Source organism: Brevundimonas bullata (assembly GCF_003350205.1).
Taxonomy (GTDB): domain Bacteria; phylum Pseudomonadota; class Alphaproteobacteria; order Caulobacterales; family Caulobacteraceae; genus Brevundimonas; species Brevundimonas bullata.
Window position 1 is genome coordinate 58,161 of sequence record NZ_QLLC01000003.1, and the last position, 24,854, is coordinate 83,014.

Sequence of the window (24,854 nt, forward strand, 5' to 3'; positions counted from 1 at the left end):
GCAAGATGACCAAGTGGGTGTACGGCTTCGGCGGGGGATCTGCTGACGGCGATGCGTCGATGAAGAACCTTCTCGGCGGCAAGGGTGCGAACCTGGCCGAGATGTCCTCTCTCGGCCTTCCGGTGCCGCCCGGCTTTACGATCACGACGGAAGCCTGCGTCCACTATTACTCCAACGGCGAGACCTATCCGGCCGCGCTGGCTGAACAGGCCGCCGCCGGTCTGAAGACCGTCGAGGGCATTGTCGGCAAGACCTTCGGCGACGCCGCCAACCCCCTGCTGGTCTCGGTGCGCTCGGGCGCGCGGGCCTCGATGCCGGGGATGATGGACACGGTGCTGAACCTGGGCCTGAACGACCAGACGGTCGAGGGTCTGGCCAAGCTGTCCGGCGACCGTCGTTTCGCCTTCGACAGCTATCGTCGTTTCATCACCATGTATTCCAATGTGGTGCTGGGCATCGGCCACGATCAGTTCGAAGAGGTCCTGGACGACCACAAGGATCGCCTGGGCGTCTCGATCGACACCGACCTGACCGCCGAGAACTGGGAAAAAGTGGTCGCCGACTACAAGGTCCTGGTCGAGCGCGAACTGGGCCAACCCTTCCCGCAGGACCCGCATGACCAGCTGTGGGGCGCCGTCTCGGCCGTCTTCGCCAGCTGGATGAACGACCGTGCGAAATTCTATCGCCGCATGCACGACATCCCCGAAAGCTGGGGCACGGCCGTCAACATCCAGTCCATGGTGTTCGGCAACATGGGCGAGACCTCGGCGACGGGCGTCGCCTTCACCCGCAACCCCTCGACCGGCGAAGCCAAGCTGTACGGCGAGTTCCTGATCAACGCCCAGGGCGAGGACGTGGTCGCGGGCATCCGCACGCCGCAGTCCCTGACCAAGGCCGGGCGCGAGGAGATGGGCGAGACGGCTCTCTCGATGGAAGAGGCCATGCCGGTCGTCTTCGCCGAGTTCGTCGACGTGGTCGGGCGGCTGGAAAGCCACTACCGCGACATGCAGGACATCGAGTTCACGGTCGAGCAGGGCCGTCTGTGGATGCTGCAGACCCGTAACGGCAAGCGCACCGCCAAGTCGGCGCTGAAGATCGCCGTCGATCTGGCCTCCGAAGGCGTCATCTCGCAGGAAGAGGCCGTGTCGCGGGTCGAACCCGCCGCGCTCGATCAACTGCTGCACCCGACCCTGGACCCCAACGCCGCCCGCACCGTCGTCGCGGCGGGCCTGCCGGCCTCGCCCGGCGCGGCCACAGGCAAGATCGTCTTCGACGCCGACGAGGCCGAGCGCCTGTCGCAGGTCGGCGACGCCGTCATCCTGGTGCGCGAGGAAACCTCGCCCGAGGACATCCACGGCATGCACGCGGCGCGCGGCATCGTCACGGCGCGCGGCGGCATGACCAGCCACGCCGCCGTGGTGGCGCGCGGCATGGGGCGGCCCTGCGTCTCCGGCGCCGGTGAAATCTCGATCAATGAGAAGGCCGGGACCTTCACCGCCCGCGGCCGCACCTTCAAGGCCGGCGAGGTCATCACCATCGACGGCGGCAAGGGCGAGGTGCTGGACGGCGCCGTGGCCATGATCGAGCCGGAACTGACGGGCGACTTCCAGACCCTGATGGCCTGGGCCGACGGCGTGCGTCGCCTGAAGGTCCGCGCCAACGCCGAGACCCCGCTGGACGCCAAGACCGCGCGCGGCTTCGGCGCCGAGGGCATCGGCCTGTCGCGCACCGAGCACATGTTCTTCGACGAGGCCCGCATCGCCGCCGTGCGCGAGATGATCCTGGCCGACGACGAGCAGGGCCGCCGCATCGCCCTGGCCAAGATCGCGCCCTTCCAGAAGGCCGACTTCGCCGACCTGTTCACCATCATGGCCGGCCTGCCGGTGACGATCCGCCTGCTGGACCCGCCGCTGCACGAGTTCATCCCGCACACGGACGCCGACATCGACGCCCTGGCCGCCGGTTCGGGTCTGGACGCCGCCAAGCTGAAGCGTCGCGCGCGGGAACTGCACGAGACCAACCCCATGCTCGGCCACCGCGGCTGCCGCCTGGGCGTCGCCTATCCCGAGATCTACGAGATGCAGGTCCGCGCCATCCTGGAGGCGGCGCTGGAGGTGAAGCATGCATCTGGTTTGGCTCCGATCCCGGAGATCATGCACCCGCTGGTCGCCCTGGGTCTGGAGATGAAGTACCTGCGCGAACTGACCGACCGCACCGCGCGAGCCGTGTTCGCCGAGGCGGGCGACAGCGTCGACTACCTGGTCGGCACCATGATCGAACTGCCGCGCGCGGCCCTGCGCGCCGCCGACCTGGCCGAGTACGCCGAGTTCTTCAGCTTCGGCACCAACGACCTGACCCAGACGACCTTCGGCATCAGCCGCGACGACTCGGGCCACTTCCTGCAGGCCTATCTGGACAAGGGCATCTTCGAAACCGATCCCTTCGTGCGTCTGGATCAGGACGGCGTGGGCGACCTGATCCGCATCGCCGCCGAGCGCGGCCGCGCGGTCAAGCCGGACATGAAGATGGGCATTTGCGGCGAACACGGCGGCGACCCCTCGTCCATCGCCTTCTGCGAGAGCGTGGGCCTCGACTACGTCTCCTGCTCGCCCTACCGCGTGCCCATCGCCCGTCTGGCAGCGGCCCAGGCGGCGCTGGCCGCCCGCTCGGGCGAGGAGCGCGAAAAGGACCGCTAGAGCGAAATCGGTTCAGATGCGATCGCATCTGAACTCAGATATTCGCTCCCGTATCAATCCAGAGCCTGACACAGATCAGGCTCTGGGCCCCGTTTCAGGCTTGAGCGTGCAAGGGCGGTCCTTCGGGGCCGCCTTTTTCGTGCCGGAATAAAGTCGTTATCAGCGTAACGCTGTATGTGTCTGGTAGCGCACGGTTACGACCGTGTATTCATTCGCCTATGGAACGCCTCGGCGGAATACCCATTTAACTCCTCGCTGGATGGGGCCGGTGACCGCAGAAGTCACCACATCTGGTTTTACTAGGAGTTATAGAAACAATGCGTAACATTCTTCTCGCCGCCGCCGCTATTTCTGCAATCGCCGCTCCGGCATTTGCTCAATCTGGTCCTGACGCCCGTGGTTACGGCTCGCTGGGCTACACGCATCTGGAGGGCGACTCCGCCACGACCGGCGCCGTGACCGGCCGCTTGGGCGTGAACCTGAACCGTTACCTGGCGCTTGAGACCGAAGCCTCCGTGGGCGTCAAGGACGACGACTTCACCGTCGCCGGCATCGACGGCTCGATCAAGCATGAGTGGGACGCCGCCGGTTACGTGGTCGGCAAGTACCCGGTCAGCGACAAGCTGGAACTGTTCGCTCGTGGCGGCTACGGCCACACCGAGCTGAAGCAGGAGTTCCCCGGCGCCAACACCGACGTGGGCGGCGACAGCTGGAACTACGGCGTCGGCGCCAACTACTACGTCGACGGCGTCAACGGCGTCCGCGCCGACTGGACCCGTCGCGACTTCCGCGACAACGGCGGTGAAGCTGACGCCTATTCGGTCAGCTACATCCGTCGCTTCTAAGGCCTGACCTCCAAGTCTGGCGCTAGATACGACGAAGGCCCGCTCCGAGAGGAGCGGGCCTTTTCGTTTGCCTGAAAGGCTGAGGTCTAGGCGACGCCCGGCGCCAGGGCCCAGCGCAGCGAGTTCTCGCCGAAGGGCTTGATGAAGAAGTCGCGGTAGCGTTCGAAGACCTCGACGATCTTGGCCTTCAGGTCCTGGGTCACCGACTCGCCGCGCTGGCGTTTCAGCGCCGCGACGCAGTTGACCACGATGTCCTGATGGGCCGATCCGCCCATATGTTTCAGCACCGTGGCCACGTCATGAGCCAACGGATCGCTGAGCTTTTCTGCCCACGGTGAAACTGTCTGAGTCATTCGGGCGTCGTCCCCCAGGTTCTCGACACCCGTAACGGTTTGCAAAATTTTCCGAACAGTGCAAGCGGGGCCGGAAATAATGATTCCCGTTATGTGGTTTCAGGGGCGCTTTTGCACAAAAACCGTGCCCGCCGAATAGCCGGCGCCGAAGCTGCAGATCAGGCCCGTGTCGCCGGGCGCAAAGCCGTCGTGCTTCAGGTGGAAGGCGATGATCGATCCGGCCGAGGAGGTGTTGGCGTAGTCGTCCAGGATGATGACGTTCTCTTCCGGCTCGGGCTCGCGGCCCAGCACCTTCTTGCCGATCAGGGTGTTCATGTTGATGTTGGCCTGGTGCAGCCACATCCGTTTCAGGCCGTGCGGGTCCAGGTTCAGTTCTGCGGCGTGGTCCAGGATCATCTCCGAGACCATGGGCACCACCTCCTTGAAGACCTTGCGGCCCTGCTGGACGAACATCTTGTCGGTCAGGCCGTCGGACGACAGGGGCTCGCTGGCTCCCGTCGGCAGGGCGGCGCGGTTCAGGAAGCCGAAGTTGTTGCGGATGTTGTTCGAGAAGCTGGTCTTCAGCTTCGTGCCCAGAATGTCCCAGCCGCCCGGTCCGGCCTGATCCTCGGCCTCGATGATGACGGCGGTGGCCACGTCGCCGAAGATGAAGTGGCTGTCGCGGTCCTTGAAGTTCAGGTGGGCCGAGCAGATCTCGGGATTGACCATCAGCACGGCCTTGACCGAGCCCGAGGCCACAAAATCCGCCGCCGTCTTGATGCCGAAGGTGGCCGAGCTGCACGCCACGTTCATGTCGAAGGCGAAGCCCTCGATGCCCAGGGCCTGCTGCACCTCGATGGCCATGGCGGGGTAGGGGCGCTGCATGTTCGACGCGGCGCAGATGACGGCGCCGATCTCGCTAACCGGCTTGCCCCAGGCCTTGATCGCGTCCTGGGCGGCCTTGACCGCCATCTCGGCCAGGATCGACAGCTCGTCGTCGCCGCGCGCGGGCAGGTGCGGCAGCATCCGCTCGGGGTCGATGATGCCCGACTTGTCCATGACGAAGCGCGACTGGATGCCCGAGGCCTTCTCGATGAAGGCCTCGGACGACGGCGTCTTCAGCTCCAACTCGCCCGCGGCGATGGCCTCGGCGTTCTCGGCGTTCCAGCCTTCCGCCCAGGCGTTGTAGGCGGCGACCAGCTCGGCGTTCGAGATCGACTGCTCCGGCGTAAACAGGCCGGTGGCGGAGATGACGGCTTTTTGCAACTTTTTAGTTCCCTAACGCTCGGCGCGCGGCGCCTCGCTGCTTGAGGGCGTCCGTTATGACGAACGACCTCAATAGGCCGGTGGAAGGCTCCGGTCGAGACTGGCTTTGATGCCGCGCCACCATCTGTTGATGCGGCCACGCGGCGGGGCGGGCAGGGGATGATCGCGCGCGGCGATCAGGGCCTCGACCAGGTCCTCGGCCTCGCACGGCCAACCCTCGGGCGTGACATAGACGGGATAGCCGATCAGGGCGGCGTGGATGACGGATTGCAGGCTGGCGCGACGGACGCGGCGCTCGAACGTCAGCTGGTCGTCGGTCAGGCCCCAGCCCGCATAGAAGGGCCGGCCATAGACGCTGACCGCCTTGCCCCGCATCAGGGCCTCGAACCCGGTCAGCGACGTCAGGGTCGCCAGCCGGTCGCAGGTGTTCAGGCAGTCGACGATGTCCAGATCGTCGGCCGAAGCGTCGACCTCCTCCATCGCCGCATGATCCAGCAGGCCGGGCCGATTGCCCGCCGTCACGTCCGGGTGGTTGCGATAAATCAGGAAGGCCTCGGGATGATCCGCCCGCGCCGCCTTCACCAGGCCCGAGTTGGTGCGCAAGTCGGGGCTACAGCCCATCATGATCGAGCGGTCGTTCTCGACCTGCCCCACGACCAGCAGGATCGGCCTGTCTTTCGGCCAGGACGCCGGGACGCCCGCGCCCTTCAGATTGTATTTCGACAGGCCCGCCTCGACCACGCGGACACGCAGGGCCTCGGCCCGCGCCGCCTGATCCGGCGACGGCTCGCCCGCCTCGATCAGGCTCTCCAGACGGCTGGGCCGGGTCGGGTCGTAATAGACGCCTTGGTCATCGAGCGCGACGGACAAGGCGCCGAAGAAGTCGGACCCCAGGCCGCGCGAACGGATGAAGCCGTCCTCCATGCGCACGATCGGCCCCTCGAAGGCGTCGGCGGCGGCGCGGATCTGCGGCGTCTCCTTGCCCGCCCACCAGATCAGCTTGCCGCCCGTCGCTCGCGCATGGGCGACGGCGGCGGATGAACGCCAGAAGTAGCGCACCCGACCCTTGGGCGAGTTCAACAGGCGGCGCACCGGCGGGCGCTTGGCCGGGGCGAAGCCGACGGCGGCCCAGTCGCCCGCCAGCCGGTCGGCGCGGTCGCGGAGCGCCATCAGCCGTTCCAGCGCCTGCTCGGCCTCGCAACGCTGGCCGGTCACCGGATCGACATAGCGGGTGTAGGCGATCAGCGCCGCCGCCACGACCTGATCCAGATCACGCGCCACGCCGCGCCGCCCGGTCGAAACCGCGTCCGTCGTCAGGCCCCAGCCCGAATAGAAGGGGGCGCCGAAGCAACGCACGGGCAGGCCGCGCAGCAGGGCCTCGAACCCCAGGGCCGAGGTCACGACATAGACTGCGTCCACCGCCGTCAGCAGGTCAGCGGGCCGCACATCGGTGTCGATCAAGGTGATGCCGTCCAGTTCGCTGGCCGGGATGCATCCCTGTTTGCGCCCCGCGGCCACCGCCGGGTGGCGCTTGACGATCAACTGGGCGTCCGGCTCGTCGCGCTGCGCCGTCGCCAGCATGTCCGAGAAGCTCTTTTCCGTCGCCAGCCCATAGCCGATGGAGGCGTCGCCAAAGGTCTGATCCACGATCAGCACCCGACGACCCGGCTTCAGCACGGCGGCATCCAGCGGCCCGCCCATATTGGTCTTCGACACGCCCGAGGCGATGATCCGGTCGATCAGGCCGCGCGCCCGGACCCGCATCGCCGCGTCGCACCAGTCGGGCGCCGTCTGAATCAGATGCTCCAGCCGACTGGGCCGGGTCGCGTCGTAATAGACGCCGAGGTCGTCGACGATCAGGCTGAGACTGGTGGCTCTGCTTTCGCCGATCCCGACCGAGCGCAGGAAGCCGTCCTCCAGGGCGACATAGGGCTTGCCGTGCTTCTCCGCCCAGCGCCGCCCCGCCGCCGCTGTCGGTTTCATGCCCCAGCCCAGCACCGCCTCGGTCTGCGAGCCGGGCAGAGCCGATAGGTCATAGTCGGGCAGGAAGGCCGACAGGAAGGGGACCTTCAGCACCCCCGGCGCACAGACCCAGGCGCGGGTTTTGGAAGGTGTCGGAAGCGGTGCGGTCATCAGCCGTGTCTACGGTTTGTAGAGTCTGCGCGCCACTCCCTAGCGTCCTTCTCCCGCAAGGGGGGGAGGCTCATAACTCCGCCAGCAAATCCTGCGCCGCCGTCAGATGCAGCCGCTCCACCATCTCGTCCTCGACGCGGATCACGCCCAGCCCCTCGGCCTCCGCCGCGGCGAAGGCGGCGACCACCCTCCGCGCCCAGGCAATCTCTTCCGCAGTCGGCCCGAACGCCGCATTGGCGCCCTCGATCTGCGACGGGTGGATCAGACTCTTGCCGTCAAAGCCGTACAGTCGCCCTTGCGCGCATTCGGCCCCAAAGCCAGCCTCGTCCTTGATCCGGTTGAAGACCCCGTCGATGGCGCTCAGGCTGTTGGCCCGTGCATGGGCCACGACCGCCGCCAGCCAGGGCTTCAGCGGCTCGCGGTCGGGAGACGCGCCCGTTTTCAGGTCCTTGGCCAGATCGTTGACGCCCAGCATCAGCCCCTTCAACGCCCCGCCCGCCTCGGCGATGTCCCGCAGGTCCACCAGGGCGCGCGGCGTCTCGATCATGGCCCACAGCTCGACGCTGGGGCGCATCGCGTCAGACAGGGCGCGCACGGTCGCGGCGTTCTCGACCTTGGGGGCGACGATCAGGTCTACCGGCGTATCCCGCAGCGCCGCCAGGTCGTCGTCACCCCAGGGGGTGTCCAAGCCGTTGATCCGCACGCCCAGGCGCGGCCCGAAGCCGCCTTCGCGCGCCGCCGCGACCGCCGCCGCCCGCGCCTCGGCCTTCATCTCGGGCGCAACCGCGTCCTCCAGGTCCAGCACCGCCACGTCGCAGGCCAGGCCGCGCGCCTTCTCCACCGCGCGGGCGTTGGAGGCGGGCAGGTAGAGGACGCTGCGCGCGCGGTTCATGCAGCAAAGACCTTGGCCATCAGCCGCTCCAGCGCCTCGGCGTCCACGGCGTTGAAGGCGGCTTTCTCCGTCGCGTCCACGTCCAGCACGGCGATCAGGCCGCCTGCCGCATCCAGCACCGGCACGACGATCTCGCTGGCCGAGCGGCTGTCGCAGGCGATGTGGCCGGGGAAGGCGTGGACGTCCTCTACCACCTGGGTCTGGCGGTCGCGCGCCGCCGCGCCGCAGACGCCGCGCCCGAAGGGAATGCGCAGGCAGCCCAGCGTCCCTTGATAGGGCCCGACGACCAGTTCCTGCGGCTTGGCCTCGTCCACGACGTAGAAGCCGGTCCAGAAGAAGGCGGGAAAGGCGTCGGCCAGCATGGCGGCCACGGTCGCCATCCGGGCCGTCCGGTTCGGCTCGCCGTCCAGCACGGCCAGAATCTCGGCCTCGACCTCGGCGTAGCGTTCAGCCTTGTCGGCGGGGCGGTCGTCACGGGCGATGTAGGACATGGCGGCTCTCCTTCGGGAGATCGCCATATAGGCTCAGACCTTGCTGCACAAAGGGCGGGCGACGCGCGGCGAGAAAATAGAACAAAAAGCGAACAATTGACTTGAGGGTGTCACAAGCCGTGCGTAGCTTCCTTCAAGCCTGCCTGGGCGGGCTGTTTCGGGAGAGTGGGGATGAACAGTGCATCGCAGGCGGATGAGAACTTCGCGCGGCGTCTGGCATGGCTGGATCGCGAACTGGCCCTGCGGGTCGAGGAGGCGCGCGCCGGTGATCCCGGCAACCGGGCTCTGGCCGTGGGTCTGTTGATCGGGCTGGTCGCGGGCATGACGCAGGGCGGGTCGACCCCGTCATGAGCGTGATGCGTCAGCCGTCGCTGGAGCGTCTGCTGGAGGATATCGACTGGTCGCGCTGTTCGGGGCGGGACCTGCATCGCCTGGCCGAAGGCGCGGCGCAGGCCGCGATGCGAGGAGAGGGTGGTAGGCCCGGAGGGACTCGAACCCCCAACCAGACCGTTATGAGCGGTCGGCTCTAACCATTGAGCTACAGGCCCCCGAAGCAGGGATGACGTGCCTAGCAGGGGATGCGCTCGCTGCAAAGCCGCCCCGGACCTGTCACGCTTTTCATGTCGATGAATGGAACCTGCTCTGGGGGCTTTTGCGTTTGTTCAGGTTGAAACGGCCAAGGTAGGTCGTGGCTGGCGAACACGTCCGGCCAATGGATTTCCACGGAGACGATGATGACCCGCACCGCACGCGCCCTGATGCTGGGCACGGCCCTGATGACCCTGGCGGTTCCCGCCGTCTCCCTTGCCCAGACGGGCGCTTCTCCGATGCAGATGCACGCCATGGCGCAACAACCCGCTCTCAACCTGTCGGCCTTTGGCGAGGTCAAGGTCGCGCCGGATCAGGCGACGATCAACTTCGGCGTCGTCACCGAGGCCGCTACGGCCCAGGAGGCCATGACCCAGAACGCGCAGCAGATGACCCGCGTCGTCGCCGCCCTGCGCCGCGCCGGGATCAACGAGCGCGACATCCAGACCTCGGGCCTGAACCTGTCGGCGCAGTACGACTATCAGCAGAACGAACCGCCCAAGCTGCGCGGCTATCAGGCGACGAACCGCGTCACCGTGATCATCAACGACCTGACCAAGGTCGGCACGACCGCCGACGCCGTGGTCGCGGCCGGCGTCAACCAGATCGACGGCATCGCCTTCGGCCTCAAGGACGCCAAGGCCGCCGAGGATCAGGCGCGCCAGCTGGCCGTGCGCGCCCTGCAGGACAAGGCGCGGCTGTATGCCCAGGCTCTGGGCGTCCAGTTGGGCGGGGTCCGCACCCTGACCGAGGGCGGCGGCTATATGCCTGAACCGCCGCGTCCCATGTACGCCCGCGCCATGGCCATGGACGCAGGAAGCGCCTCGACCCCGGTGTCGGCTGGCGAACTGACGGTCCGCATCGACATCAGCGGGACCTACGACATCGGCCGTTGATCGGCTGAAGCGGTGGTGAGGGAAGGGCCTGCCGGCGACGGCGGGCCCTTTTCGCGTTTCATTACCGCCCCTTCATTTGACGGCCACCATCCGCGCTTTATGCTCGCGGCAGGCCGCGCGTGGCCACTGACGGGACGGCCGCCTTTTTCATGAAACAGTTCTTCCTGACCATGCTCGGCGTCTTCGCCGGGCTCGTGGCCTTCTTCATCGTCCTGCCGATTGCGGCCCTGCTGTTCTTCGCGGCGGCGGCCGGAGCCTCCAAGCCGACCGCGCCCGCCAACTCGGTGCTGGAGCTGGACCTGCGCGAAGGGCTGACGGATCAGCAGCCGACCAATCCGTTCGCTGCTTTCGGCGGTTCGGGCCTGTCGGTGATCCACATCGTCGACACTCTGGCCCAAGCCGAGAAGGACGCCAGCGTCAAGGTGCTGCTGGTCCGCGCGCCGGAGGGCGGCATGACCCCCGCCGCCGCCGACGAAGTGCGTCAGGCGATCCACCGCTTCCGCGCCTCGGGCAAGACCGTCATCGCCCACAGCCAGGGCTTCATGCCGATCGGCGCGGTGGTCTCCAGCTATATGGTCGCCGCCAGCGCCGACCAGCTGTGGATACAGAACACCGCCAGCTTCCAGGCTGTGGGCCTCTCCAGCGACAGCCTCTTCCTGGGCCGCGCCTTTGAGAAGTACGGCGTCAAACCCGAGTTCGAGCAGCGCTACGAGTACAAGAACGCCGTCAACGAATATACGCAGAGCGACTATACCGCCCCGCACCGCGAGGCGATGACGGCCTGGATGACCTCCATCTACGACGGCGCCCTGGCCAATACGGCGCGCGACCGCAAGACCACGCCCGAGGCGTTGAAAGCGACCATCGAGGCCGGCCCCTATTCGGCGGAACAGGCCCTGTCGCTGAAGCTGGTCGACAAGATCGGTCAGGTCGAAGAGGCCGAAGCCGCCGCCAAGGCCAAGGCCGGCAAGGACGCCAAGATCATCAAGTTCGGCGACTACGCCTCCATGCAGGGCGCACGCAACGGCTCGGGCAAGTCGGCCATCGCCATCGTCGGCGGCGAGGGCGCGATCATGACCGGCCGCGGCCAGGGCGCCTCGCCCTTCGGCTCTGGCTCTGACATCCGTTCCGACGATACGGCCAAGGCCATCTATGACGCCATCGAGGACAAGAGCGTGAAGGCCATCGTCTTCCGCGTCTCCTCGCCGGGCGGTTCGCCCGAGGCCTCGGAACAGATCCTGGCCGCCGTGCGCGCGGCCAAGGCGGCGGGCAAGCCGGTGGTCGTCTCCATGGGGGCCTATGCGGCCTCGGGCGGCTATTGGGTCAGTTCGGAAGCCGACTGGATCGTGGCCCAGCCCTCGACCCTGACCGGCTCCATCGGCGTCTTCGGCGGCAAGTTCGTGCTGGCCGACGCCCTGGGTCGTTTCGGCGTCGACATGCGCGGACTCAAGGTCGGCGGCGACTACGCCGATGCCTTCTCGCCGGTGCAGGGCTTTGACCAAGCCCAGCGCGCCGCCTTCGCCGCCTCGATGGATCGGGTCTACGAAGACTTCGTGGCCCGCGTGTCGACGGGCCGCAAGCTGCCGGTCGAGCGGGTGCGGGAAATCGCCAAGGGCCGGGTCTGGACCGGAGCCCAGGCCAAGGGTCTGGGTCTGGTCGACGAACTGGGCGGTCTGAACGAAGCCGTCATCAAGGCGCGCAAGCTGGCCAATATCCCGACCAGCGAATCGGTGCGGTTCAAGCGCTTCCCGACGCCGCAGTCGCCGTGGGAAGCCTTGGCCTCGGCCTTCGGCGCCTCCGGTCAGGCGGCAGAGACCATGGTCTCGGTCGGTCAGGTCATGGGTGATCCGGCGGCCCAGGCCGTGCTGAACCGGGTCGAGGCCGAGCGGATGCGCAGCCGCGGCGCCGTGGTTCTGGCCGATCAGCCGGCCTTCTGAGGCGTTTCCTGACCGAGCCGTGATGTCGCAGTCCATTGACCGTTCAGGTCGATGGACCGACATTGAGGTTCGGGCGTTCCTTCATCGGCGCGCCATGAAAGGCAGTTCCATGATTCAGTCCGACCCCTTCGCCCAGATCGGCTTCAACGCCCGGCGCCGCACCGGCGGCGGCTTGATGGCGCCCTTCGTCTGGTTCGGCGGGCTGGTGGCTACGGCCCTCGCCCTGACCGTGGGTGCGGTGCTCGCCGTGCTGACCGCCGCCGCCGTAGCCGTGATCGCCTTGATCGCGGGCGTGGTCGTCTTCTTCGCCGGTTTCGCTTTCCGCGCCCGTCGCGCCCGCACGGCCAAGGCGCGTCAGGACGAAGGCGTGATCGACGCCCAGAAGGTCGGCGACACCTGGGTCGCCTACGGCTGGGAACGCGAAGGGCGCTGATCGGGCGTCATGCTGAGCTTCACCGACGCCCCGTCGCCTAATTTCAACGCCCGGCGCGGGCTGCCGGACATGCTGGTGCTGCACTACACCGGGATGCAGACGGCTGATGAGGCCGTCTCTCGGCTTTGCGATCCCGCCGCCGAGGTCTCGGCCCACTATGTCGTCAACGAGAACGGCGTGATCCTGCGCCTGGTGCCGGAAGAGCGCCGCGCCTGGCACGCGGGCCGGGGCGTCTGGCAGGGCGAGACCGACGTCAACGCCGCCTCCATCGGCATCGAGATCGTCAATCCGGGCCACGAGTTCGGCTATCGCGCCTTTCCCGAGGCGCAAGTTCAGGCGGTGATCGCCCTGATCGCGGATATTCGCTCGCGCTGGACCATTTCCGATTCCCGCATCATCGGCCATTCCGACACGGCGCCGGACCGCAAGCAGGACCCAGGCGAGTTGTTCCCGTGGAAGCGTCTGGCCGAGGCCGGCCAGGGCCTGTGGTTCGATCCTGCGCCCGAACGCATCGCCGCCCTGGGCGCGGACCTGTCGCCGGGCGACGAGGGGTTGGGCGTCATCGTCCTGCGCTCGGGCCTGCACCGGCTGGGCTACGGGCTGAAGCCGGGCGGCGAATACGACGATGAAACCCGCCTGACCGTCGAGGCTTTCCAGCGCCACTGGCGGCCCGACCGCATCGACGGCGTCGCCGACGGCGAGACCCGCGCCCGCCTGGTCGGTCTGCTGCAACTGGCCTCGGTGGAGAGCGTCACCGGCGTTCTGGACTAAAATTCTCCCTCCCCTTCATGGGGAGGGTGGTCGCGAAGCGACCGGGTGGGGAGGGCGAGGCGAACGTGCGTCGTGTCTGACTTGCTGAAGCGCCCCCACCCGACTTCGCCTGCGGCTCAGCCACCCTCCCCATGAAGGGGAGGGAGAAAGCAGACGTTGACCTTCGCCGCGTTCGCGCGCACTTAGCCCCCGCCAGACGGTCGGGCGGTCGCGGCGAGAGCTTGCTCTTGTCGAGGAAAGTCCGGGCTCCACGGTGAAGAGGCGGCGGGTAACTCCCGCCCGGGGTGACCCGAGGGATAGCGCCACAGAAAGCAAACCGCCTGGGCTCCGGCCCGGGGAAGGGTGAAAGGGTGGGGTAAGAGCCCACCGCGTCGGCGGCAACGTCGGCGGCATGGCAAGCCCCGCCTGGAGCAAGACCGAATAGGGACGTCGCGCGGGTTCGCTCGCAGGGTTCACCGCCCGAGGCGTCCGGGTAGGTCGCGAGAACCGTCCAGCAATGGGCGGTCCAGAGGAATGATCGTCGCCGCCTTTCGGGGCGGAACAGAACCCGGCTTACAGGCCGTCTGGCATTTTTTTCTTGGGCCTATCGCCCTTCGGGCTACTTGAGGCCCGTTTTGTTTTGGGCCTACCGGCTTGAGGCCCGCTGTCTCCTCCCTCTCCCGGTGGGAGGGGGCTTGAGCGCACGAGAGCCGGAGGCGATCGTTCTTGCGCGAAAGGGTGAGGGGCTGGCGTTTCAGTCGGCGCAGGCCGTCGCGCCACGGCCTTCGGCCGACTTTGCTCGCGAACCCTCACCCTTTCGCCTTTGCCAATCGCTGCGCTCTTGGAGGCTCAAGCCCTCTCCCAGCGGGAGAGGGCGGCATTAACCCCTGCGTTGAAAACATGGCGGAAAAAGCCGTCCACAGGCTGTGAATACTCTTGATGTTGCTTGTATGTTCTCATTTTACACTTGCTGAAGCGTTCGTCGAACTGCAAATCTGGTTAAAGGGTGTCAACTAATCCCATTGAGGCCCATCTGATCCCATGCTATCCCACAGCCTCATGAGTAGGGGCTGTCGCCCGACGCGTGGATGTTTCAACGGACTTCAGGGGCGGGCCGAGCGGCTCGATTGGGCAAAGCGTGTTTCTCTCGACCTACGAGAAGCAGCTGGACGGCAAGCGCCGTCTTTTGATCCCCCAGGAATTCCGCACGGCCGAAAACGGCGCGGAACACGGCGTTTTCTGCTTCCCCTCCATCGAAGCCGACTGCCTGGAAGCGGGCGGCGACAAGCTGTTTGCCGAATACCGCGCCGTTATCGAAAGCCTGCCCTTCGGCGATCCCTACCGTTCGGCGCTGGAAGCCTCGATCTTCGGCGAGCAGAAGCCGCTGACCTATGACTCGGGCGGCCGCATCACTCTGCCGGAACATCTGTGCGCCGAGGTCGAGCTGTCCGACACGGTCGTCATCTACGGCGTCGGCGAGCGCTTCCAGATCTGGAACAAGGACAAGTGGGCCGCGCACCGCGCGGAGCAGCGCCGCATGGCGCGCGAGGGCCTGAAGCAGTTCGGTGAAATGCGCCGTCAGGCCGCGGTCGCCAAGACCGGAGGCGCGGCATGACGTCGCCTCACGCGCCCGTCCTTCTGGCCGAAGTTCTTGAAGCCTTGAACCCGCAGCCCGGCGACGTCGTCATCGACGCCACCTTCGGCGCCGGCGGCTATACCCGCGCCATCCTGGATCGCGGCGCCCAGGTCATTGGTCTGGATCGCGATCCGACCGTTCAGCCGCACGCCGACGCGGTGGCCGCCGCCTATCCCGACCAGTTCCAGCTGATCCGCACGCCCTTCTCGGGTCTGTCCGAAGCCTTCGCCGAGAGCGGCAAGGCCCAGCTGGACGGCGCCGTCTTCGATATCGGCGTCTCGTCGATGCAGCTGGATCAGGCCGAGCGCGGCTTCTCCTTCATGCGTGACGGGCCGCTGGACATGCGCATGGGCGATACGGGGCCTACCGCCGCCGACATCGTCAACACCTGGGATCACGGGCCGCTGGCCCATATCTTCAAGCAGTACGGCGACGAGCGTCAGTCGGGCCGCGTCGCCACGGCCATCCTGCGCCGCCGCGTCGGGCAGCCGTTCAGCCGCACCCTGGATCTGGCCGAGGTGGTCGAAAAGGCCCTGGGCGGTCGTCGCGGCGCGCCGATCCATCCCGCGACCCGCGTCTTCCAGGCCCTGCGCATCGCCGTCAACGACGAGCTGGGCGAGCTGGAGCGCGGTCTGGAAGCCGCCGAGGCGACGCTGGCGCCGGGCGGGCGTCTGGTCGTCGTCACCTTCCATTCGCTGGAAGACCGCATCGTCAAGGCCTTCATGACCGAGCGCACCGGCAATGCGCCCGGTGGCTCGCGTCACGCTCCGGTCGCGGTGGAGCTGCGCAAGCCCAGCTTCGACCTGATGTTCAAGGGCGCGCGCGAGGCGGGCGAGGCCGAGCTGGCCGCCAACCCTCGCGCCCGTTCGGCCAAGCTGCGCGCGGCGGTCCGCACTGAGGCTCCGGCCTGGGGCGCGATCGAGGGTCGGGCCGGCAAGGGCAAGCGCGCATGATCGCCGTGCCCGTCCCGGTCAAGCGCCTGTTCGACTGGAAGGTCCGCGGCGTGCGCTGCGTCGAGATCATCGGCGTGGTCTGCGTCGCCGCCCTGGTCTTCTCGGTCTATATCGCCAAGGCCGCCGCCGCGCGCGAAAGCGCCGAGATCAGCCGCATCGAGAGCGAGATCCGCGAGAACCGCCAGCGGGTCCGCCTGCTGCGCGCCGAGGCGACCCGGCTGGAGCAGCCCGCCCGGCTGGAGGCCCTGTCGCGTGAAATCGGCCTGGGGCCGGTCGATGTCCGTCGTCAGGCGGTCGAGGCCGGTCTGCCCGCCATCGCGCCGCCGCCGGTCGTCGCCGCTGCGCCCGCGCCTGTGGCGGTTGCGCCCGTCGCGCCTGCTGCTGAACCCGTGGCCGAGGGGAGTCTGCATTGAGCGTGCATGATCACCACGGCATGGACTATCGCCGTCCCGCGCCGGGCCGTCCGCAGCCGCGCGCTCAAGGCCCGTCGGTCGGCGGTCTGTTCGCCGCCTGGGGGCGCTGGGTCGCCTCGGGCGTCTGGTGGATGGAGCACTCGTTCGAGCGCGCCCGCGCCGACGGCCGCCCGGAAGAAGACACCCGCGTTCGCATCTTCCTGATTTTGGCGGTGTTTTCCGCCATCTTCGCCTGTCTGGCCCTGGGCGCGGCCCACGCGGCCCTGTTCGCGCCGCGCGGCGCGGCGGGCGCGGGCTTCAACGCCAACGCCCTGACGCGCGCCGATCTGGTGGATCGCAACGGCCAGCTGCTGGCCACCAACATCACCCACTACGGCCTCTATATCGACCCGCGCGAGATCTGGGACCCGGCCAGCGCCAAGGTCCAGCTGCGCCGCGCCGTGCCGCGCATCTCGGCCAAGCGCCTGGACCGCGTGCTCAGCGGCGACCGTCGTCTGCTGGCCCTGAACGGCCTGACCCCGTCCGAGCGCAGCGCGGTTCACGCCCTGGCTCTGGGCGGCGTCTCGTTCGAGCCCGAGGATCGCCGCGTCTATCCGCTGGGCACCTCGGCGGCCCACCTGATCGGTCGCGCCGACACGGGGGGCGAGGGCGTGTCGGGCTCGGAACTGGCCTTTAACCAGGAGATCCGCGCGGCGGGCGCCGCCGGCGAGGACTTCCAGCTGTCGATTGACCTGCGCGTCCAGGGCGTGGTCGAGAACGAGCTGGCCGCCGCCGCCGAGGCCGCCGGGGCCAAGGGCGCGGTCGCCGTGGTCACTGACGTTCAGACCGGCGAAGTCCTGGCCATGGCCAGCTGGCCGACCTACGACGCCAATCGCCGCAACAGCGCACCCGAAGAGGCCCTGCTGAACCGCGTCACCTCGGCCCACTATGAAATGGGCTCGGTGTTCAAGAGCTTCACCGTCGCCGCCGGCATCGACACGGGCCGCGCCGACATGAACACCCTGTTCGACGCCTCCCAGGCCCTGCAGATCGGCAAGCGCCGCATCAAGGACTTCCACGCCACCAACAAGGTGCTGACGCTGGAAGAGGTCTATCTGCACTCGTCCAACATCGGCACCTCGCGTCTGGCCGTCGAAATGGGCGGCGACGTGATGCGTGAATACTTCCAGCGGTTGGGCCTGCTGGACGCGGCGCCGATCGAACTGAAGGAATCGGCCCGTCCGTCGCACATCCGCAAATGGGACGACTCGACCCTGGCTTCGCTGTCCTTCGGCTACGGCATCATGGTCACGCCGATCCAGTATGTGGCCGCCTACGCCTCCCTGGCCAACGGGGGCCGCTATGTGCCCCTGACCCTGCGCAAGGGCGGCCTGCCCAACGCCCGCACGCGTCAGGTCGTCTCGCCTGAGACCTCGGCCACCATGCTGGACCTGATGCGCCGCAACGTGACGCGCGGCTCGGGCCGATTCGCTGATGCCGCAGGCCTGCGGGTCGGCGGCAAGACGGGCTCGGCCAACAAGCTGGTCAACGGTCGCTATGACCCGACCCACGCCGTCGGCTCCTTCGCCGCCGTCTTCCCCGCCGACGGCCCGGTGACGGCCAAGCGCTATACGATCTTCGTTCTGGTGGACGAGCCGTCCTCCTATCCGCGCACCGGCGGCTATGTCGCCGCGCCCGCCGTCGGCAAGATCGCCGACCGCATCGCCCCCTTCCTCGGCGTCGAGCGCAAGGCTGACCGCTGGTCCACCGCCCTGGGCGAAAAGATCCCCGAATTCCAGGACGTCGAGGGCGACGGCCGATGAGCGCCCTTCGTTTGTCAGAACTGCTGCGTCGCGACGTGAGCTCGGACCCCGAGATCACCTCGGTCACGTCCGACAGCCGCAAGGTCGCGCCGGGCGCCCTGTTCGTGGCCCTGCCGGGCTCGACCGCCGACGGTCGCGCCTTCATTCCTCAGGCGCTGGCAAAGGGCGCCGCCGCCATCCTCGCCCCGTCCGACACCCCGGCGGGCGCCGCGCCCCTGCTGGTGACTTCGGGCGACGTGCACCGCGCCTATGCCCTGGCCGCGCGAAGCTTCTACGGCGCCCAACCCAGGACCTGCGTCGCTATCACGGGCACCAACGGCAAGACCTCGGTGGCCAACTTCTGCCGCCAGATCTGGGCGGGCCTCGGCCACAAGTCGGCCAGCATGGGCACCCTGGGCGTGGTCGGTCAGAAGGGCGAGCAGACCTACGCCCTGACCGGCCCCGGCCTGACCAGCCCTGACGCCGCCGAAGCAGCGCGCCTGCTGGCCGAGCTGGCCGCCAAGGACGTGACCCACCTGGCGCTGGAGGCCTCGTCGCACGGCATCGACCAGCGCCGTCTGGACGGCGTGGCCATTCGCGCCGCCGGCTTCACCAACCTGACCCAGGACCACCTCGACTATCACGGCGACATGGCCGCCTATCGCGCCGCCAAGCTGCGTCTGTTCGAGGCCCTGCTGCCGCGCGGCCGCACCGCCGTTCTGAATGCGGACTCTGACGCCTATTCCGCCTTCGCCTCGGCCTCGATCATGGCGGGACTGGGCGTCATGGGCGTGGGCGAGCGCGGGCGCGACCTGTCGCTGATCGCGCGCCGGGCCACGCCGGAAGGCCAGCGCCTGACCATCGACGCGCGCGGCCGCATCCACGACATCCTGCTGCCGCTGGCCGGGGCCTTCCAGGCCTCGAACGCCCTGGTCGCGGCGGGCCTGTGCATCGCGGGCGGTGAAGACCCCGACCGCGTCATCCCCGCCATGGAGTTCATTCGCGGCGCCCAAGGCCGTCTGCAACGCATCCCCGGCGAAGGCGCGCGCGGCGGCGAGGTCTATGTCGACTACGCCCACACGCCTGACGGTTTGGAGACAGTGCTCAACGCCCTGCGCCCGCACGCGACCGGCCGTCTGATCGTCGTCTTCGGCGCCGGCGGCGACCGCGACCGCGCCAAGCGGCCGATGATGGGCGAGATCGCCGGCCGTCTGGCCGACGTGGCCATCGTCACCGACGACAATCCGCGTTCCGAAGACCCCGCCGCCATCCGCGCCCAGGTCCGCGCCGGCTGCCCTGACGCGCTGGAGATCGGCGACCGCCGCGAGGCCATCCGCCACGCCGTATCGCTGATGCGCGAAGGAGATGTGGTCGTGATCGCCGGAAAAGGGCATGAACAGGGACAGATCGTCGCCGGGGTGATCCATCCCTTCGACGACGCCACCGAAGCGACTGAAGCCCTGCGCGATCATGCCTGACACCCAAACCCCGCTCTGGACCGCCGAAGCCATCGCCTCGGCGACCGGGGGGACACTTCACGGACCCGACGCCGCCCAAGACATTGGCGTCTCGGGCCTGACCTACAACAGCCGCGAGATCGCCCCCGGCGACCTGTTCCTGGCCCTGCACGGCGCCCGCGACGGGCATGAGTTCGCCGCCGCGGCTTTCGCCGCCGGGGCGACCCTGGCCCTGGTCGATCGTCCCGTCGAGGGCGGGCCCTATGTTCTGGTTCCCGACACGCTGAAGGGGCTGGAGGCCATGGGCGTCGCCGCCCGTGACCGCGCCCGCCTGCGCGGCGCCGTCACCGGCAGCGTCGGCAAGACCAGCGTGACCCAGGCGATCAAGGCGGGGCTCGACTTGGCCGGTTCGGCCCACGCCTCGATCAAGAGCTATAACAACCACATCGGCGTGCCGCTGACCCTGGCGCGGATGCCCCACGGCACGGATCGCGCGGTGTTCGAGATCGGCATGAATGCGCCGGGCGAGATCGGGCCTCTGTCGAAGTTCGTCCGTCCGCACGCCGCCTGCGTCACCACGGTCGGCCCGGTCCATATTGAGGCCTTCGCTGACGGCGAGGCCGGTGTGGCGCGCGAAAAGGCCACCATCTTCGAGGGCCTGATCCCCGGCGGCGTGGCCGTGATCAACGCCGCTGACGCCCATGCCGATCTGGTGCGTCAGGCGGCGGTCGCGGCTGGCGCCGTGGTGCAGACCTTCGGCTCGGGCGCCGGCGCCGACGCCCGCCTGCTGGGCTTCAAGGCCGACACCGAGGGCGCGCGCGTCACCGCCGAGATCGACGGCCATCGCCTCGACTACCGGCTGGCCCAGTCGGGCGTGCACTGGGGCTTGAACAGCCTCTGCGTCATCCTGATGCTGGGGGCGCTGGACGTGTCGCTGGATACGGCGCTTCAGGCGCTCGCCGGCTTCCAGCCTCTGGCGGGACGCGGCCAGCTGAAGACCGTCGCCATCCCCGGCGGCGCCTTCACCCTGATCGACGAGAGCTACAACGCCAATCCCCTGTCGATGAAGGCGGGCTTCCTCAGCCTGGGGGCCAGGCCGGTCCCTGAGGGCGGACGCCGTATCGTCGTCCTGACCGACATGCTGGAACTGGGCGAGCACAGCCGCGCCCTGCACGAAGGCCTGATCCAGCCCATCGCCGCCGCCGGTCTGGACGTGGTCCACGCCGCCGGGATGGAGATGCGCCGTTTGCACGACGCCCTGCCGCCGTCGCGGCGCGGCCTGTGGCGCGCCACCGCCGCCGAACTGGCCGCCGAGGCGAACAAGCTGGTTGGCCCCGGCGACATCGTCATGGTCAAGGGCTCGAACGGGTCCAAGGCCTCGCTGGTCGCGGCTGCGCTTGCAAATCTCGGCTCAGCCGATCAAGGCAACAACCCCTCAGGCAGCGGCGCGCCGCGCGCGACGCGATAGGGTCACTCAAGAATGTTCTACCTGCTCTATCTCTACTACGCGGACATTGCGCAGGAATATCCGCTGCTGCACCTGATCCAGTATCAGACGGTGCGCGTCGCCCTGGCCATGGCCACGGCCATGATCGTCGCGGTCGCCATGGGCAGCCGCTTCATCAACTGGATTCGCGCCAAGCAGGGCCGGGGCCAGCCGATCCGTGAGGACGGCCCGGTTTCGCACCTGTCCAAGGTCGGCACCCCGACCATGGGCGGGCTGATGATTCTGGCGGGCATCGGCGTGGCGGTCTTCCTCTGGGGCGACCTGACCAATCCCTATATCTGGATCGTCTCTGGCGTGACGGCGGCGTTCGGCGTGCTGGGCTTCATCGACGACTACGCCAAGGTGACCAAGCAGACCTCGGCGGGTCTGACCTCGAAACAGAAGCTGGCGGCCCAGGCGGTCGTCGCCGTGATCGCCGGCGTGCTGACCGTGGTCTGGATGACTTATTCCCCGACCTCGCCGGGGCTTGAGACCTCGATCGCCTTTCCCTTCCTGAAGGCGGTCCTGCTGAACATCGGCTGGTTCTATGTGGCCTTCGCCGCCTTCACCATCATCGGCTTCTCCAACGCCGTGAACCTGACCGACGGTCTGGACGGTCTGGCCATCGTGCCGGTGATGATGGCGGCGGGCGCCTTCGGCATCATCTCCTATCTGGTCGGCAACTTCGTCTTCGCCGAGTATCTGCAGGTTCACCACGTGCCCGGCTCGGGCGAGCTGGCCATCTTCTGCGCCGCCATGATCGGCGGCGGCATGGGCTTCCTCTGGTACAACGCACCCCCGGCCAAGATCTTCATGGGCGACACCGGCTCGCTGGCCCTGGGCGGCGCGCTCGGCTCCATCGCCGTGGCCACCAAGCACGAACTGGTGCTGGGCATCGTCGGTGGCCTGTTCGTGGTCGAGGCGGCCTCGGTCATGATCCAGGTCGGCTACTTCAAGCTGACCGGCAAGCGCATCTTCCTGATGGCCCCGATCCACCACCATTTCGAAAAGATGGGCTGGCCGGAATCCACCGTCGTCATCCGTTTCTGGATCGTCGCCGCCATGCTGGCGCTGCTCGGTCTGGCCACGCTGAAGCTGCGCTGATCCCATGATCCCGGTTCCCGGCTTCGAGGGCAGACGCGTCGCGGTCTTCGGCCTGGGCCGGTCCGGGATCACCGCCGCGCGCGCGCTTCAGGCCGGCGGCGCCGTCCCCGTCCTGTGGGACGACGGCGTCTCGGGCCGGATGCAGGCCGAGGCGGAAGGCTTCCTCGTCGAGGACCTGACCCGCGCCGACTGGTCGGGCTTCGCCGCCCTGGTCCTGTCGCCGGGCGCGCCCCTGACCCATCCCAAGCCGCACTGGACCGTCGAGCGCGCCCATGCAGCGGGCGTGCCGGTCATCGGCGACGTCGAGCTGTTCGCCCGCGCCCTGGACGCCCTGCCCAAGGACCAGCGCCCCCGCGTCGTCGCCATCACCGGCACCAACGGCAAGTCCACCACCACGGCCCTGATCGGCTGGGTGCTAAAATCGGCGGGCCTTAGCGTTCACATCGGCGGCAATATCGGCATCGGCGTCCTGGCCCTGCCGGCCCCGACGCCCGACGCCGTCTATGTCATCGAGGTCTCGTCCTATCAGTTGGACCTGACCACGACCTTCGCGCCCGACGTGGCCATCCTGACCAACATCAGCCCCGACCATCTGGACCGCCACGGCGGCATGGAGGGCTATGTCACGGCCAAGCAACGCATTTTTCAGGCGCAAGGGCCGGGGGCGCTGGCCCTGGTCGGCGTGGACGAGGCCTGGGGGCAGGGGATCGCGGCGGACCTGCGGGCGCAGGGAAGGCGGGTCTGCACAGTTTCCACCCTTTCCGTCATCCCGGGGCCGGACGCGCAGCGTTCGGAACCCGGGACCCAGACGGTTGCTCATGTCGCCGAGGCCTGGGTTCCGGGTTCGGCTACGCCGCCCCGGAATGACGGCATGGAAGCCGCGCCCGGCAGGCTGAGTCTCGACGGCCAGCCCGTCGCCGACCTCTCCGCCGCCCGCTCGCTTCCCGGTCGCCACAACGCCCAGAACGCCGCCTTCGCCTACGCCGCCGCCCGCGCGCTCGGCGTGTCGCACGACGCGGCGGTCGACGGCCTGCTGACTTTCCCCGGTCTGGCGCACCGGATGGAGGCCGTCGGCCGCCTCGACGGCGTGCGCTTCATCAACGACTCCAAGGGCACCAACGCCGACGCCGCGCGTCAGGCGCTCGCCTCCTACCCCTCCGTCTTCTGGATCGCAGGCGGCAAGGCCAAGGAGGGCGGCATCGAAGCCTTACGCGACCTTTTCCCCCACGTCGCCAAGGCCTATCTGATCGGTGAGGCCGCCGAGGCGTTTGCTGAGACCCTCGGCGACACCCCGCACATAGTCGCCCACACCATGGAGCGCGCCGTCGAAATGGCCGCCGCCGACGCCGCGAAAGCCGGGGGCGAGCAGGTGGTCCTGCTGTCGCCCGCCTGCGCCAGCTTCGACCAGTTCCCCGATTTCGAGGTGCGGGGCGAAGCCTTCCGCGCCGCCGTCCTGGCGCTGGGCGCGAAAGCGGAGCCCACCGCATGAGCCAGAGCTACAGCCATCCCTTTTCGCGCAATGATCAGAGCCTGATCGCGCGCTGGTTCTGGACCGTGGATCGCGGCCTGCTGGGCGCGGCCCTGACCCTGGTGGCGCTCGGCGTATCGCTCAGCTTCGCCTCCAGCCCCGCCGCCATCCTGGCTGATGAATCGATCACCGATCCCTTCCACTATTCCTGGCGGATGATCGTCTGGGCTTCGATGGGCACGACCGTCATGCTGACGGCGTCGCTGTTGTCGCCGCGCGGCGTGCGGCGGATCGCGGTCCTGGCCCTGTTCGGCGCCATCGTGGTCATGGCGGCCCTGCCGTTTATCGGCGACACGGTGAAGGGCGCCGCGCGCTGGGTGAACCTCGGCCCGTTCAGCCTGCAGCCGTCCGAGTTCGCCAAGCCCGGTCTGATCGTCTTCGCCGCCTGGATGTTCGCCGAGGCCCAGAAGGGGCAGGGGGTTCCGGGCGTCAGCATCGCCTTCGGTCTCTGGGCCCTGACGGTCGGCCTGCTGCTGATCCAGCCGGACATCGGCCAGACCTTGCTGATCACCACCACCTTCATGGCCGTCTTCTTCATGGCCGGGGTGCCGCTGAAATGGGTGGCGGTCATCGCCGCTATGGGCGCGGGCGGGGTGGTGTCGCTCTATTTCACCTTCAGCCACATGCGCGACCGCCTCAGCCGCTTCCTGTCGCCCGAGACGACCGACACCCATCAGATCGACCGCGCCTCCGAGGCCATTCGCGCCGGCGGCCTGGTCGGACGCGGCATCGGCGAGGGGGTGATGAAGCGCCGGGTGCCCGACCTGCACACCGACTTCATCTATTCGGTCGGCGCCGAGGAGTTCGGCCTGATTCTGTCGCTGTTTATGATCGGCCTCTACGCCTTTATCGTCATCCGCGGGATGAAGAAGGCGATGAAGCTGAACGACCCGTTTGAGCAGACGGCGGCGGCGGGCCTCTTCATGCTGATCGGGCTGCAAGCCTGCATCAATGTGGCGGTGAACCTGAACCTGATCCCGACCAAGGGCATGACGCTTCCCTTTATCAGCTATGGCGGCTCGTCGATGATGGCCATGGGCCTGACCATGGGCTTCGCCCTGGCCCTGACGCGTCGTCGTCCGGGGGCCTATGAGCCGGGCTCCAACATCTCCCCGCCGCGTCGTCGCCTGCTGCCCTGACGCGCCTTCGTCATCCCGGAAGCCCGAAAGGGCTATCCGGAACCGCTCCATACGCCGCGTTTGTGGCGGTCCCGGCTCTTCGCCTGCGGCTACGGCCG

Annotated in this window: 21 protein-coding genes, 1 tRNA gene and 1 other RNA gene; 17 read left to right on the plus strand and 6 right to left on the minus strand. The window is 68.2% G+C overall.

All coding sequences use genetic code 11. From position 1 onward, the window contains the following. Positions 1–5 precede the first annotated feature (5 nt). Together ppdK and DXK21_RS02150 are read left to right on the plus strand one after the other, a co-directional pair. Entirely contained in the window at positions 6–2,696 is a 2,691-nt protein-coding gene (ppdK, locus tag DXK21_RS02145) for a pyruvate, phosphate dikinase (RefSeq protein WP_114816139.1), read from the plus strand. Positions 2,697–3,013: 317 nt separating this feature from the next. Beyond that, entirely contained in the window at positions 3,014–3,541 is a 528-nt protein-coding gene (locus DXK21_RS02150) for a porin family protein (RefSeq protein ID WP_114816140.1), read from the plus strand. An 86-nt stretch (positions 3,542–3,627) separates the two neighbouring features. Here the strand turns inward: DXK21_RS02150 and DXK21_RS02155 are convergent, their stop codons facing one another. From DXK21_RS02155 to DXK21_RS02175, 5 genes are all read right to left on the minus strand, one after another. Beyond that, positions 3,628–3,894: a hypothetical protein gene (locus DXK21_RS02155; protein WP_105563065.1), complete on the minus strand. Its 267-nt coding sequence runs from the start codon at positions 3,892–3,894 to the stop codon at positions 3,628–3,630. 99 nt (positions 3,895–3,993) lie between these two features. Continuing rightward, entirely contained in the window at positions 3,994–5,139 is a 1,146-nt protein-coding gene (locus DXK21_RS02160) for a beta-ketoacyl-ACP synthase III (RefSeq protein WP_114816141.1), read from the minus strand. A gap of 69 nt (positions 5,140–5,208) precedes the next feature. Continuing rightward, on the minus strand, positions 5,209–7,272 hold the full coding sequence (locus DXK21_RS02165) for a capsular polysaccharide biosynthesis protein (protein ID WP_245945063.1): 2,064 nt from the start codon (positions 7,270–7,272) through the stop codon (positions 5,209–5,211). A 70-nt stretch (positions 7,273–7,342) separates the two neighbouring features. Beyond that, entirely contained in the window at positions 7,343–8,164 is an 822-nt protein-coding gene (locus tag DXK21_RS02170) for an HpcH/HpaI aldolase/citrate lyase family protein (protein WP_114816143.1), read from the minus strand. Next, positions 8,161–8,655, minus strand: coding sequence for a GAF domain-containing protein (locus tag DXK21_RS02175; protein ID WP_114816144.1), 495 nt, complete (start codon positions 8,653–8,655; stop codon positions 8,161–8,163). Before DXK21_RS02175 ends, DXK21_RS02170 begins: the two co-directional genes overlap by 4 nt. 171 nt (positions 8,656–8,826) lie before the next feature. On the opposite strand from DXK21_RS02175, the gene DXK21_RS02180 reads away from it, so the two are divergent. Next, entirely contained in the window at positions 8,827–9,006 is a 180-nt protein-coding gene (locus DXK21_RS02180; protein WP_114816145.1) for a hypothetical protein, read from the plus strand. Positions 9,007–9,127: 121 nt separating this feature from the next. On the opposite strand, the gene DXK21_RS02185 is transcribed toward DXK21_RS02180, so the two are convergent. Further along, positions 9,128–9,203 (minus strand) — tRNA-Ile (locus tag DXK21_RS02185). Positions 9,204–9,389: 186 nt separating this feature from the next. Between DXK21_RS02185 and DXK21_RS02190 the strand changes: the two genes are divergently transcribed. The 14 genes from DXK21_RS02190 (at position 9,390) to DXK21_RS02255 (ending at position 24,756) form a co-directional block, all read left to right on the plus strand. Continuing rightward, positions 9,390–10,139: an SIMPL domain-containing protein gene (locus DXK21_RS02190; RefSeq protein WP_114816218.1), complete on the plus strand. Its 750-nt coding sequence runs from the start codon at positions 9,390–9,392 to the stop codon at positions 10,137–10,139. Positions 10,140–10,288: 149 nt separating this feature from the next. Further along, entirely contained in the window at positions 10,289–12,076 is a 1,788-nt protein-coding gene (sppA, locus tag DXK21_RS02195; RefSeq protein WP_114816219.1) for a signal peptide peptidase SppA, read from the plus strand. A gap of 109 nt (positions 12,077–12,185) precedes the next feature. After that, a complete protein-coding gene (locus DXK21_RS02200) occupies positions 12,186–12,509 on the plus strand; it encodes a hypothetical protein (RefSeq protein WP_170136943.1) in 324 nt (107 codons plus the stop codon). 9 nt (positions 12,510–12,518) lie between these two features. Further along, positions 12,519–13,280: an N-acetylmuramoyl-L-alanine amidase gene (locus DXK21_RS02205; protein ID WP_114816147.1), complete on the plus strand. Its 762-nt coding sequence runs from the start codon at positions 12,519–12,521 to the stop codon at positions 13,278–13,280. A gap of 192 nt (positions 13,281–13,472) precedes the next feature. After that, an RNA gene (gene rnpB / locus DXK21_RS02210) (RNase P RNA component class A) lies at positions 13,473–13,851 on the plus strand. 546 nt (positions 13,852–14,397) lie between these two features. Beyond that, entirely contained in the window at positions 14,398–14,874 is a 477-nt protein-coding gene (locus DXK21_RS02215) for a division/cell wall cluster transcriptional repressor MraZ (protein WP_114816148.1), read from the plus strand. Then, complete coding sequence (gene rsmH / locus DXK21_RS02220; protein WP_114816149.1) at positions 14,871–15,848, plus strand: 16S rRNA (cytosine(1402)-N(4))-methyltransferase RsmH; 978 nt, start codon at positions 14,871–14,873, stop codon at positions 15,846–15,848. The genes DXK21_RS02215 and rsmH overlap by 4 nt, the downstream gene beginning before the upstream one ends. After that, entirely contained in the window at positions 15,845–16,261 is a 417-nt protein-coding gene (ftsL, locus tag DXK21_RS02225; protein ID WP_114816150.1) for a cell division protein FtsL, read from the plus strand. Before rsmH ends, ftsL begins: the two co-directional genes overlap by 4 nt. Positions 16,262–16,281: 20 nt before the next feature. Beyond that, the gene (locus tag DXK21_RS02230) at positions 16,282–18,063 is read left to right on the plus strand and encodes a peptidoglycan D,D-transpeptidase FtsI family protein (protein WP_245945072.1); all 1,782 of its coding nucleotides are present in this window, start codon (positions 16,282–16,284) and stop codon (positions 18,061–18,063) included. After that, positions 18,060–19,520 (plus strand): UDP-N-acetylmuramoyl-L-alanyl-D-glutamate--2,6-diaminopimelate ligase, encoded by a 1,461-nt coding sequence (locus DXK21_RS02235; RefSeq protein WP_114816152.1) that lies wholly within the window; start codon positions 18,060–18,062, stop codon positions 19,518–19,520. The genes DXK21_RS02230 and DXK21_RS02235 overlap by 4 nt, the downstream gene beginning before the upstream one ends. Continuing rightward, positions 19,513–20,967: a UDP-N-acetylmuramoyl-tripeptide--D-alanyl-D-alanine ligase gene (locus tag DXK21_RS02240; RefSeq protein ID WP_114816153.1), complete on the plus strand. Its 1,455-nt coding sequence runs from the start codon at positions 19,513–19,515 to the stop codon at positions 20,965–20,967. Before DXK21_RS02235 ends, DXK21_RS02240 begins: the two co-directional genes overlap by 8 nt. 12 nt (positions 20,968–20,979) lie before the next feature. After that, on the plus strand, positions 20,980–22,089 hold the full coding sequence (gene mraY, locus DXK21_RS02245; protein WP_114816154.1) for a phospho-N-acetylmuramoyl-pentapeptide-transferase: 1,110 nt from the start codon (positions 20,980–20,982) through the stop codon (positions 22,087–22,089). A gap of 4 nt (positions 22,090–22,093) precedes the next feature. Next, complete coding sequence (gene murD, locus DXK21_RS02250; RefSeq protein ID WP_114816155.1) at positions 22,094–23,578, plus strand: UDP-N-acetylmuramoyl-L-alanine--D-glutamate ligase; 1,485 nt, start codon at positions 22,094–22,096, stop codon at positions 23,576–23,578. Continuing rightward, the gene (locus DXK21_RS02255) at positions 23,575–24,756 is read left to right on the plus strand and encodes an FtsW/RodA/SpoVE family cell cycle protein (RefSeq protein ID WP_114816156.1); all 1,182 of its coding nucleotides are present in this window, start codon (positions 23,575–23,577) and stop codon (positions 24,754–24,756) included. The genes murD and DXK21_RS02255 overlap by 4 nt, the downstream gene beginning before the upstream one ends. Positions 24,757–24,854 lie beyond the last annotated feature (98 nt).